Annotated in this window: 8 protein-coding genes; 7 read left to right on the top strand and 1 reads right to left on the bottom strand. The window is 42.7% G+C overall.

Annotated elements, in window-relative coordinates; translation table 11 throughout:
• The first annotated feature begins 110 nt into the window (after positions 1-110).
• The 5 genes from IQ274_RS13770 (at position 111) to IQ274_RS13750 (ending at position 6,723) form a co-directional block, all read left to right on the top strand.
• Positions 111-653 carry a GNAT family N-acetyltransferase gene (locus IQ274_RS13770; RefSeq protein ID WP_163934181.1) on the top strand — a complete coding sequence of 181 codons (543 nt, stop codon included), beginning with the start codon at positions 111-113 and terminating at the stop codon, positions 651-653.
• Between the two features lie 111 nt (positions 654-764).
• Positions 765-2,384, top strand: a complete 1,620-nt coding sequence (locus IQ274_RS13765) for a dolichyl-phosphate-mannose--protein mannosyltransferase (RefSeq protein WP_194142579.1) — start codon at positions 765-767, stop codon at positions 2,382-2,384.
• A 304-nt stretch (positions 2,385-2,688) separates the two neighbouring features.
• Positions 2,689-4,995 (top strand): sensor histidine kinase, encoded by a 2,307-nt coding sequence (locus IQ274_RS13760; RefSeq protein WP_194142578.1) that lies wholly within the window; start codon positions 2,689-2,691, stop codon positions 4,993-4,995.
• Positions 4,940-5,386, top strand: coding sequence for a response regulator (locus tag IQ274_RS13755; RefSeq protein WP_114080291.1), 447 nt, complete (start codon positions 4,940-4,942; stop codon positions 5,384-5,386). The genes IQ274_RS13760 and IQ274_RS13755 overlap by 56 nt, the downstream gene beginning before the upstream one ends.
• Positions 5,387-5,559: 173 nt before the next feature.
• Positions 5,560-6,723 carry a hybrid sensor histidine kinase/response regulator gene (locus tag IQ274_RS13750; RefSeq protein ID WP_163934172.1) on the top strand — a complete coding sequence of 388 codons (1,164 nt, stop codon included), beginning with the start codon at positions 5,560-5,562 and terminating at the stop codon, positions 6,721-6,723.
• Positions 6,724-6,802: 79 nt separating this feature from the next.
• Here the strand turns inward: IQ274_RS13750 and trmB are convergent, their stop codons facing one another.
• Positions 6,803-7,459 carry a tRNA (guanosine(46)-N7)-methyltransferase TrmB gene (trmB, locus tag IQ274_RS13745; protein WP_194142577.1) on the bottom strand — a complete coding sequence of 219 codons (657 nt, stop codon included), beginning with the start codon at positions 7,457-7,459 and terminating at the stop codon, positions 6,803-6,805.
• Positions 7,460-7,951: 492 nt separating this feature from the next.
• Here trmB and gyrA point away from each other — a divergent pair, with 492 nt between their 5' ends.
• Positions 7,952-10,564, top strand: a complete 2,613-nt coding sequence (gene gyrA / locus IQ274_RS13740; protein ID WP_194142576.1) for a DNA topoisomerase (ATP-hydrolyzing) subunit A — start codon at positions 7,952-7,954, stop codon at positions 10,562-10,564.
• Positions 10,545-12,125: an apolipoprotein N-acyltransferase gene (gene lnt, locus IQ274_RS13735; protein WP_194142575.1), complete on the top strand. Its 1,581-nt coding sequence runs from the start codon at positions 10,545-10,547 to the stop codon at positions 12,123-12,125. Before gyrA ends, lnt begins: the two co-directional genes overlap by 20 nt.
• The last annotated feature ends 69 nt before the right edge of the window (positions 12,126-12,194 follow it).

The following is a 12,194-nucleotide window of genomic DNA, read 5'->3' as shown; positions in this document are numbered from 1 at the left end:
ATAGTGATCGCCATATTTTGTTTGTGTAATTGTCTACAAAACTTTTGACTGCTCAACCATAAGTATCTTAGTATTTTGCAGAATGGCTATTTAGTTTAGTCAAAAGCAAGATGACAAATCTTTTGGAAACCGAACGCTTGATTATTCGCAGTTGGATACCCGAACGCGATGCCGAGCAAGCCTTTGCAATTTACAGCGATCCTGAAGTTACGCAATTTCTTGGTAAAGCTTCTCTGGTAACAAGTGTTGAGTCACAGCGTCAGCGTTTGATTGACAACATCGAGCAATGGCACCGACGCAACAATGGTACTGGATCTTGGGCAATTGTCGAAAAGGAAACTACAACAATTGTAGGAACTATCATTCTCAAACAATTGCCTGACAAAGATGGTTTACCCACTCAAGATTATGAGGTAGGCTGGCACTTGAGGCGAGCTTCTTGGGGTAAAGGGTATGCAACAGAAGCAGGACGAGTTATGCTCAACTACGGATTTAGTGTCTTGGACTTGCCAGTTATTTATGCCGTAGTGAAGCCAGAAAATCATGCTTCAATCCGTGTAACAGAACGATTGGGTATGAAACCAATAGGGCGGACAAATAAGTATTACGGTATTGAACTACTCCTGTTCCAACTAGATGCACCTGAAGAGTAGAGGGGAGCAGGGAGTAGGGCAGTAACGGGAGCAGGGGAAGCAGGGGAAGAAAAACTATTTATTGATTATTTATCAATGCCCAAATGACAAATGACAAATGACAAATGACAAATGACTAAAAAATGGTTCCGAATTGGGCTGTTGGGTATATTTATCCTCTCACTCGCCTTGAGGTTTTGGGGGCTGGAGCGATTCAACACTCTGGTATTTGATGAAGTTTACTTTGCCAAATTTGGTAACAATTATCTCACGCACACACCATTTTTTAATGCTCATCCGCCATTGAGCCAATATATGATTGGCATCGGCATTTGGCTTGGCAGTCACATTCCTTTTTGGCACGATACTGTAAATGGGCTAACGGGTTCAATGCGATCGCCTTGGACTTATCGGTGGTTCAATGCCATTACAGGCTCATTTATTCCTTTAGTTGTAGCTGCGATCGCTTATCAATTGAGTTATCGCCGTAGCTTTGCTTTGCTTGCTGGTTTATTTACAGCTTGTGATGGCATTTTTCTAGTTGAATCTCGTTATGCTTTAAGTAATATTTATATTGTCATCTTTGGTTTATTAGGACACTGGTTTTTATTATTAGCATTAGATAAGCAAAACCGGCGACGTTCATTTTGGTTAGTTTTTGCTGGCATTGCTTTTGGTGCGTCAGTCGGTACTAAGTGGAACGGTTTATGGTTCCTATCAGGTGCTTATCTTATTTGGATAGTAGCTTGGGTAATTCAGGGAACGCATTCTTTTGCTAACGCCAAACTCTTTTTTACATCCCCCTCATTGGAGGAGGCAGAAGGCAGAAGGCAGGAGGCAGGAGGTAGGAGTCAGGAGGCAGGAGGCAGGAGGCAGGATAGCGAAGCGGTAGCGAGTCCGCGAGCGTCGGCAGAATTCAGGAGCCAGGAGATAGGAATTAGTACTTATTCTCCACCATTTATACCATCAACCTCATCTGAGTCACCACTACAAAATTTGACTCAGCTAAATATTTTTCAGATGTTATTTTATCTAGGAATAATTCCAGCTTTTATCTATAGCATCATCTGGATTCCTCACCTTCAACTAGATAAAACTTACGGATTTATTGCAGTACATCAGCAAATTTTGAAATTTCACTTGCATTTAGGTGGTAATAGTTCGGATGTACATCCTTATTGTGCTGCGTGGTACAAATGGCCTTTGATGACTCGACCAATGGCATATTATTATCAAACGGCTAAAAGCATCACTGAACCATTACCTGTCATGGGGCCACCTTTACCTGCCGGTGCTGGACAAGTTATTTATGATGTCCATGCAATGGGCAATCCCTTTTTGTGGTGGTTTGGTGTTGCTGCTATGTTGTTTTTAGTAGGGATGCTGGTGTCACAAGCCGTAATGCCGTGGGTGAAAGAAAAGCGTTTTTTAGTACCAGCAACTCTTAGTGTTGATACTTGGATTGGTTTGTATTTAGTTATAAATTATGCTGCTAACTTAGCACCTTGGGTAAAAGTGACAAGGTGCGTTTTTATCTACCATTATATGTGTGCAGTCGTATTTGTATTTTTAGCGATCGCTTGGTTTGTCGATCAGTGTCTTCGCAGCTATTATCAACAACTCCGGGCGCTAGGTGTCACCATTACTTTTATTATTCTGGCTGCTTTTATTTTCTGGATGCCCATCTATTTGGGTTTACCCCTCTCTCCTGACGGTTATAAATTGCGGATGTGGTTCAACTCTTGGATTTGATTAAAAGGGGTCTTGGTAAGAATAATGACTCCTAAACTCATTTCTCAACTTAACATAGCTACACATATCATGATTGTTTAATCACATGGTTTTCACATTTATTATTCCTATGTAAGTTTACTGGCTGTTAGACTTTTCAAAGTGTAAGCAGATGAGAGCAAGCCTGCAAAACGCAACATCAGGGCATGGGAAATTAGATACTAAGTAAAAATGCTGAATGTAACCTTATTTTTTTACATTTATCATTATCCGTTATTCTAGATATTCTAGTTTTGATGCTCCCAGACAACAGAGGAGGATCTTCATGGAAATGAACTTACAATTCCCAGGTATTAATTTAATTAGCTTGAAAGAGGCACCAATTCATATTTCTAGCCAAATTCAACCTCATGGTGTCCTGTTAGTTTTGGAGGAGCCTGAGCTAAAAATATTACAAGTTAGCACTAATACATTAAAGATTTTCGGAATTGCTCCCGAAAATATGTTGCACAAAAAACTAGAAGATTTACTCGACCCATTCCAAATAGAGAGAATCAAAACAGGGCTATCCGGGGAAAATCTTGATTTTATCAATCCCACCAAAGTTTGGGTACGAAAAAAAGGTGATGAATATATAGTATTTGATGCAATATTTCACCGCAATACAGAAGGATTTTTAATTCTGGAATTAGAACCTGCTATTACTCAAGAAAATATTCCATTTCTAAGCTTTTATCATCTAGCTAGAGCTTCCATAAATCAACTAGAAAAAACAGCAAATCTTCGTGACTTTTGTCAAGTTATCGTTCAAGAAGTTCGGAAAATAACGGAATTTGATAGGGTAATGCTATATAAATTCGATGATGATGGACATGGTTCCGTTATCGCTGAAGAAAAACTAGAAAGTCTAGAACCATACTTAGGGCTGCATTACCCAGAATCAGATATTCCCAAACCAGCAAGAAAATTATTTGCTGCCAATTCGATCAGAATTATACCTGATGCTTATTCTCAGCCAATCAAACTTTTTCCTGTCAATAATCCAATTAGCGATCGCCCGATTAATTTAACCAACTCTATTCTCAGAAGTGCTGCTTCTTGTCATACAGAGTACTTGCATAATATGGGTGTTGGTGCCTCGCTGACTATCTCTTTAATTAAAGACCAAAAACTCTGGGGACTAATTGCTTGCCATCATCAATCCCCAAAATATGTTTCTTACGAATTACGTAAAGCTTGCGAATTTTTAGGGCGAGTAATATTTGCAGAAATTTCAGCTAGAGAAGAGACAGAAGATTATTATCACCGGATAAATCTGACACACCTTCAATCAGTCTTGATTGAATATATGTCTCAAGAAGAAAACTTTATTGATGGTTTAGTTAAAAACCCACAGCATCTTTTAGATTTGGCTAGCGCTCAAGGTGCAGCTGTCTGTTTTGCGGGAAATTGCACGGTAGTTGGTGAAACACCTAGAGAAGAAGACCTGAATTTTTTAGTCCAATGGCTGAAGAATAATGTTGAAGAAGAAGTCTTCTATACAGACTCTTTGCCGCAGATTTATCCAGATGCAGAAAGCTTTAAAAATGTCGCTAGCGGTTTGTTAGCGATTCCCATCGCCAAGCGGACTTATGTTTTGTGGTTCCGACCAGAAGTAATTCAAACTGTAAATTGGGGTGGCGATCCTAATAAGGCGTTTGAAGTTAACCAGTCAGAAGGAAATGTCCGTTTATGTCCACGCAAATCATTTGAACTGTGGAAAGAAACGGTTCGCTTAACATCTTTACCTTGGAAAGATGTAGAAGTAAAAGCAGCTTTAGAACTGCGGAAAGCAATTGTTAATATTGTGCTACGTCAAGCCGATGAACTAGCCCAGTTAGCGCAGGATTTAGAACGTTCTAACGCCGAATTGAAAAAGTTTGCCTACGTCGCCTCCCATGACTTGCAAGAACCACTCAATCAAGTTGTGAATTACGTGCAGCTGTTAGAGATGCGCTATAGTGAAGAACTTGATGAAGATGCTCAGGAGTTTATCAGCTACGCTGTGCAGGGAGTTAGCCTGATGCAGACGTTGATTGATGACGTGCTGGCATACTCGAAAGTGGATATGCAAGCGATCGCATTTCAAATGACCGAGGTAGAGACAGCCTTAAATCGAGGGTTGGGCAATTTGCGTCAACGCATTAATGAAACTGGCGCTATTATCACCCACGATCCCTTACCAACAGTGATGGCTGACAGCACCCAAATGATGCAGCTATTCCAGAACCTCATCGGTAACGCCATTAAGTTTCATAGCGATCAGCCGCCACAAATTCATGTGGGAGCAGAAAGGATAGAAGACGCATGGTTGTTCTCAGTACGGGATAATGGAATTGGCATTGACCCAAAATTTAGCGATCGCATTTTTGTAATTTTTCAGCGCTTACACACGCGGGATGAATATACTGGTACAGGTATGGGTTTAGCCATCTGTAAGAAGATCGTCGAATGTCACCGAGGGCGGATTTGGGTAGAGTCAGGACTGGGTGAAGGCGCAACCTTCTACTTTACGATTCCAGTTGGAGGACGCGAACTTGAGCGTAGAAACGGGAGAAAAACACAAAACCATCTTTTTGGTCGAGGACAATAAAGCTGACATTCGCTTAATCCAAGAAGCGTTAAAAAACAGCTCAGTGCCCTACCAAGTGGTAACGGTCAGGGATGGTATAGATGCTATGGCTTATTTACGCCAAGAAGGTGAATATGCTGATGCACTACGCCCTGACCTCATTCTGCTGGATTTGAATTTGCCTAAAAAAGATGGTCGAGAAGTGCTGGCGGAAATCAAAGCCGACCCACTACTAAAGCGTATTCCAGTTGTTGTGTTAACAACCTCAAAAAATGAGGATGATATTTTTCACAGCTACGATTTACATGTGAATTGCTACATCACTAAATCTCGCAACCTGAACCAATTATTTCAAATCGTCAAAAGTATCGAAGATTTTTGGCTCTCTACTGTGACGCTACCATCGGAGTGAGGCAGGGGGAAGGGGGAGACAAGGGGACAAGGGGACAAGGTGAAATAATGACAAATGACAAATGACAAATGACAAATGACCAATGACCAATGACCAATGACCAATGACAAATGACAAATGACAAATGACAAATGACAAGATAGAGCAGCAATAGGGGGTGAAACCTGAAGATTATGGTTGTGAGCTACTCAGTAAAAATCTTGTTAATTGAGGATAATCTAGCTTCTGCAAGGTTATTACAAGAGTTTCTGACGCAAGCCCAGTCCCAAGAGTTTACTCTGGTTCATGTGACGCGATTGGGCGAAGCACTTCAGGAACTAAATCAATGTAATTATGATGTTATTTTATTAGATTTAACTCTACCTGATAGCCAAGGATTATCATCTCTACCTCCTCTGATTGGTCAAGCGCCAAGTATACCGATTGTTGTTTTAACAAATACTAATGACGAAGAACTAGCAATTGAAGCAGTGCGCCAGGGGGCACAAGATTATCTAGTCAAGCGCCAGGTAAATGTAGATGTGTTAGTGCGATCGCTGCGTTATGCGATCGAGCGCAAGCAGGTTTTAGAATCATTACGCACAGTCAATGAAACATTACAAACCCGGGTTGAAGAACGAACTGCGGAACTGGTGAAAGCCAATGAACTTAACCAGTTCAAATCTGAATTTGTTTCAATGCTTTCCCATGACATCCGCAATCCCCTAAATACTATTCTCTTGGCTGCTGGTTTGCTACAAAACCAGGATGAAAGATTGACCAAAGAGAAAAAACTGAATCATTTACAAATGATTCGCTCGGCGATCAAAAATATGGCAAAGCTATTGGATGAAGTTACATTCATCGGGAAAGCTGATTCTGGCAGACTGGGGTATGAACTCATTTGTATAGATTTAGAAGCTTTTTGCCGCCAAATGGTCGAAGAAGTTAGATTGATCGCAAATGAGAAGCATCTGACTTTGGTGTTCGCCAGTTGTGGGAAATTAGACGAGGCATTATGGGATGAAAGCTTGCTGCGGCATATTTTAGGCAATTTACTGAGTAATGCGATTAAGTATTCACTACCGGGCGGTATAGTGCGTTTTGAATTAATTGGTCAGGAAAAAACAGTAATTTTCCGAATTCAAGATTCGGGAATTGGAATTCCTCAAGAAGACCAAAAACGGCTGTTTCAGCCTTTTCAACGTGCTGAAAATGTTGGAACCATTCCAGGTACTGGCTTAGGGCTAGCGATCGTCAAAAAATGTGTCGATGCACATGGAGGCGAGATTATAGTCAATAGTCAAGTTGAAGTAGGTACAACCTTTACCGTCACCCTTCCTTTACTAGAAGCTTAAGCATCTAAGTTAAGTGATTCAGGTTAAATTATATAGATTTAAGGAATGCAGCAAAGTTTCCTCAAAGAATTGCTTGTTACTACCCCTCATTATTCACAACTTCTCGTCTGACAAACAAAGCCCGATAAACAGGTTCACCCTTTTTTTGTGTGCCTATTTCTCGTTCTGTAGGGACTGGTAGCGGATTTTCTGCTAACCATTCTTCTGCACCAACTTTCTGATAAGCTGGGTGGGCAGCGAAGCGATCGCGCATTTCCACCGCGATAAATTCCATATCTGATTGCACAAACACAACCCCACCAACCGCCAAATAACTGGCTAATTCTGCCACTAGTTCTGGTTGCACCACACGGCGTTTAGCATGGCGGGTTTTAAACCAAGGATCGGGGAATTGAATTGTCACACGCTGTAAACTTCCTGGAGGGAGAGAAGATAACAGCGATCGCAGTGAGTTATTCACATTGCAAAATAAGTAGTGCAGATTTGTTAAAGCCAACTCAGAACGTAACTTATTCGCCTCTTTTACCAACGGTTCTCGAATTTCTAAGCCTAGATAATTCCAGTTGGGTTCTATTTGGGCCATATTTAACAAAAACTGCCCCTTAGCGCAGCCAATATCTAAATGTAGTGGTTGATTTGGCTTTGCATAAATTTTTTCCCAGTCAAGGGCACTTGCTGGCGTTTGATACTTTTTACCAAGTGGATTAACATGCTGGCGAACTCGGACTGCTGCCAAAATTTCCTCTCCTTTATGTCAAAATATTTTGTCGATCATAAATACTAATTGCTACAAGTCTTCCTTTAATTGCGTCTTGGTAGCTTTTCTTCAATTTTGCTATTTCTTTAAGTAGAAATTATCAACCACGCTTTTATTTTTAAGACCTGAGTAAGCAAAAATTCTAGTAAATAACGGTTATCAAAGTAAGAGTTGATAAAGCCAATTTTAGATTGTTTTCTTAACTTTACTCTGTCATGTTTCAAGTTAGGCGAATTTGCGCTAATCAACCTTTTATTTCACTGCTCTTGTTAAATAACTAAAAGCTTCCTAAATGTAAGTTATTATATCTTCTTTCACTAGAGATTTTGGATTAGCTGCCTAGGCAAAAAACGGCAATATTATGCTAGAATTATATCAAATTATGGCAATTATTCAAGAGTAATTTAGAATAATTTTGCGCTTTGTTGAGTAAACAAGCTAAAATCTACGATTTTTGGAGATTTTTAGGTTATGACAACCTCACAGGAGAGGATTATCCCGATAGATTTGCGAACCGAAATGTCGCAGTCTTATCTGGAATACGCCATGAGCGTGATAGTGGGTCGGGCGTTGCCAGATGCCAGGGATGGTCTAAAACCTGTGCATCGTCGCATTCTCTACGCAATGCACGAGCTAGGTCTGCTCCACGATCGCCCCTTTAAGAAATGCGCCCGTGTGGTGGGGGAAGTGTTGGGTAAATACCACCCCCACGGCGACACAGCAGTATATGATGCCTTGGTGCGGATGGCGCAGGATTTTTCCATGCGATCGCCCCTAGTTAACGGACATGGTAACTTCGGTTCGGTAGACAACGATCCGCCAGCCGCAATGCGATACACAGAATGTCGCTTACAAGCTTTAACTAGCGCTGGTTTACTACACGATATTGAGTATGAAACCGTAGATTTTGCCGATAACTTCGACGGTTCCCAACAAGAACCCACAGTCTTACCTGCACGGATTCCCCAATTATTGCTCAACGGTTCCTCTGGAATTGCCGTGGGTATGGCAACCAACATTCCGCCGCACAATTTGGGCGAATTGATTGATGCTTTGGTGGCTGTAATCCACAATCCAGAAATCACCGATCTCGAATTAATGCAGTACGTCCACGGCCCAGACTTTCCAACTGGGGCGCAAATTTTGGGGACATCTGCGATTCGTGAAGCCTACACAACCGGGCGTGGTTCCATTACCATGCGTGGTGTCGCTAACATTGAAACCGTTGAACAACGGGGACGGCCAGATAGAGAAGCAATTATCATCACCGAATTGCCCTATCAAACCAATAAAGCGGCGCTGATCGAAAAAATCGCCGAAATGGTGAACGAAAAGCGTCTAGAGGGCATCGCAGATATCCGGGATGAAAGCGATCGCGACGGGATGCGAGTTGTCATCGAACTTAAGCGTGATGCTTATCCCCGCGTCGTTCTGAACAACCTTTACAAACAAACGCCACTGCAAGCCAACTTTGGGGCGAATATGCTGGCGTTGGTGAATAGTGAACCCCAGGTACTCACCCTCAAGCAGTTTTTAAGCGTCTTCTTAGATTTCCGCATCGAATCCATTGCCAGACGCACCCGTTACGAACTGCGGAAAGCCGAAGAACGCGATCATCTCCTCCAAGGGTTATTAATTGCCCTGTCACAGTTAGATCCAATTATTGTCTTGATTCGCCATGCTCCCGATGCGCCGACAGCCAAAGGCGAATTAATCACAACTTATGGACTCTCGGAAGTGCAAGCAGATGCGATTTTGCAGATGCAATTGCGGCGGTTAACTGCCTTAGAAGCAGACAAAATTCGTTTGGAACACGACGAATTACAAGCAAAAATTACCGACTTGCAAGATATTTTGGCACGCCGGGAGAGAGTGCTAGAAATTATCGAAACTGAAGTTGGGCAACTGAAAACTAACTTTGCCACACCCCGCCGCACGGTAATTTTACCAGGGGAAGGGGAATTAGACGATCGCGACTTAATTGCCAATGAAAAAGCGATAATTCTGGTTACAGAGCAAGGTTACATCAAACGGATGCCAGTCAACACCTTTGAAGCGCAAAGCCGTGCTACCAGAGGCAAAGCCGCAGCCAAGGTAAAAGATGATGATACCATTGAGCATTTTTTGACTTGCTGCGATCACGACAGTATTTTATTCTTTAGTGAGCGTGGTGTTGTTTATTGCCTGAGAGCGTATCAAATTCCAGCGAGTTCGCGTACCAGTCGCGGGACACCAATCGTCCAGATGTTACCCATCCCCAAAGAGGAAAAAATCACCTCGATTGTACCCGTTGACGAGTTTAGCAGCGAAGAATATCTGGTCATGCTCACTAAGGGCGGCAATATTAAGAAAACCGAATTGGCAGCCTTTAGTCATATTCGCGCCAATGGTTTGATTGCCATTTCCTTAGAAGAAGGCGACCAACTGCGCTGGGTGCGACGCGCCAGAGTCGAGGACAGTGTAATCATTGGTTCTCGTAACGGAATGGCGATTAACTTCCGGTGCAACCACGAACAATTGCGTCCTTTAAGTAGGGCGACTCGTGGGGTAAAAGCCATGAAACTCAAAAATAAAGATGAACTCGTGGGTATGGATATTCTACCCGCAGCAATTCTGGAAACTTTGGATGTTACAGAAGCAGAAACAGAAGATATCGAAGCAATCGAAACAATCGAAACAGAAGATATCGAAATTACCGAAACTACTGAAGAGTCCGCAGAAGTGCCTAGTACTGGCATTGTTGGCCCTTGGGTGTTGGTAATTACGATGGGAGGATATGGTAAGCGTGTACCCGTTGCCCAGTTCCGACTACAAAATCGTGCTGGTCAGGGTTTAATGGCAACCAAGTTCAAAAACCGCAAAACTAAAGACAAGTTAGCAACCCTACGCATTGTCAACAATGATGATGATGAAATCATGATGGTGACAAATCGCGGTATTATCATCCGTCAAGCGGTAAATGCGATTTCTATCCAATCGCGATCGGCAACTGGAGTCAGAGTGCAGCGTTTAGACGAAGATGACGCTATTACCGGAGTAGCAATAGTTCCACCTGATGCTGCCGATGCAGAAGAAGCAGAATAAAAAGCAGGGGGAGAGGTTAACCACCTTACTCCCTTATTTAATAGCCTTAGCTAGCGGCATTTTAATGGGGCTAACCGTAGCCCCAGTAGGTGTATGGTTCCTGGCTTGGATTGCCATAGTTCCCTTATGGGTGCTAGTTGTAACTTCAGCCAAAGGTAAAAACCAATTCCCTCCGGCTTTCCTGTGGGGTATTGGTTTTCACGGTGTCGCCCTATTCTGGATTACCGGAATTCATCCGATGACATGGTTGGGCGTTCCCTGGTTGCCAAGCTTGGCAATCACGCTTTTTTGTTGGGGATTTATCAGTGTCTTAGGTGGGGTATTCCTTACTATTTGGGCGGCTGTAATGGTTCGCCTGGGTGGAAAAAACCCGTGGTTACGTGTCCTTATTGGTACAGCCGTCTGGTGCGGCTTAGAGAGCCTTTGGAGTGCTGGCCCTCTGTGGTGGAGTTCACTTGCTTACACTCAAAGCCCGCATAATCTCGTAATTGTACATCTGGGGCAACTCTCTGGGCCTAATACTGTGACAGCAACAATAGTTGCTGTAAATGGGTTAATTGCTGAAGGATGGATAAACCACAGAGGCACAGAGAAAATTTCCTCTGCGTCCTCTGCGCCTCTGCGGTTCGTTAATAAATACTTAGTTGCCGCCACAGGATTATTAATTACCTTACACCTCATCGGTTTTTTCTTATACAGTCGTCCCATCGCTCAACCCCCAGAAGCAGCCTTGAAAGTGGGGATTGTTCAAGGTAATATTCCGAACCGACTTTTACGAAGTTCCGAAGGGTTTCGTCGCGCCCAAGAAAATTACACTAATGGGTATTTAACTTTAGCAGACCAAGGTGTAGATGCAGTCCTCACCCCAGAAGGAGCCTTACCTATTTTCCAGCGTAACTTGTTGGGAACTGCCTTAGTCGCAGCTGTCAAAGAAAAAGGTGTAGTTGCTTGGATTGGGGCTTTTGGCGAACGAGGAGACAGTTATACAATTAGCTTGTTTACTTTCAACAGTAAGGGTGAAATTGTCAGCCGCTACGATAAGTCCAAACTCGTACCTTTGGGAGAATATATTCCCTTTGAAGGAATTTTCGGCGGGTTAATTCAACGCTTGTCGCCTTTGGAGGCACACCAAGTTCCTGGTTCAGCAAATCAGATATTTGACACTCCTTTTGGTCGTGCGATCGCTAGTATATGTTACGAATCTGCTTTTCCTGAACAATTTCGCCGTCAAGCTGCGGCGGGTGGGCAATTTATCCTCAGTTCTTCTAATGATGCCCATTACACTGCATCCATGCCATTCCAGCACCATGCACAGGATATCATGCGGGCAATTGAAACCGATCGCTGGTCAGCACGGGCAACTAATACCGGATATTCAGCTTTTGTAGATCCTCATGGGAGAACCTTGTGGATGTCTGGATATAATACTTACGAAACTCATGCTGAAACAATTTATCGGCGACAGACGCAAACTTTATATGTGCGTTGGGGTGATTGGTTAACACCTCTGTTGTTAGGATTGAGTATCTTAGGGTGGTTTGTGCAGAGAGTGATTAACTAACGCTAATATCAGATCGTAACTACAGTGACATCCACGAGTAATAGTTACCATTTGAGTCTCTAAAAGAGG

It is taken from the genome of Nostoc sp. LEGE 12447 (assembly GCF_015206985.1).
Taxonomy (GTDB): domain Bacteria; phylum Cyanobacteriota; class Cyanobacteriia; order Cyanobacteriales; family Nostocaceae; genus Nostoc.
The sequence above is the reverse complement of the archived record's forward strand: the minus strand, read 5'-3'. Positions and strand labels throughout refer to the sequence as shown.

Excerpts from the sequence above, each read along its gene's own strand:
- IQ274_RS13770 (WP_163934181.1), top strand. The coding sequence starts at position 111 with ATGACAAATCTTTTGGAAACCGAACGCTTGATTATTCGCAGTTGGATA.
- IQ274_RS13765 (WP_194142579.1), top strand. The coding sequence starts at position 765 with ATGACTAAAAAATGGTTCCGAATTGGGCTGTTGGGTATATTTATCCTC.
- IQ274_RS13760 (WP_194142578.1), top strand. The coding sequence starts at position 2,689 with ATGGAAATGAACTTACAATTCCCAGGTATTAATTTAATTAGCTTGAAA.
- IQ274_RS13750 (WP_163934172.1), top strand. The coding sequence starts at position 5,560 with ATGGTTGTGAGCTACTCAGTAAAAATCTTGTTAATTGAGGATAATCTA.
- gyrA (WP_194142576.1), top strand. The coding sequence starts at position 7,952 with ATGACAACCTCACAGGAGAGGATTATCCCGATAGATTTGCGAACCGAA.
- lnt (WP_194142575.1), top strand. The coding sequence starts at position 10,545 with ATGCAGAAGAAGCAGAATAAAAAGCAGGGGGAGAGGTTAACCACCTTA.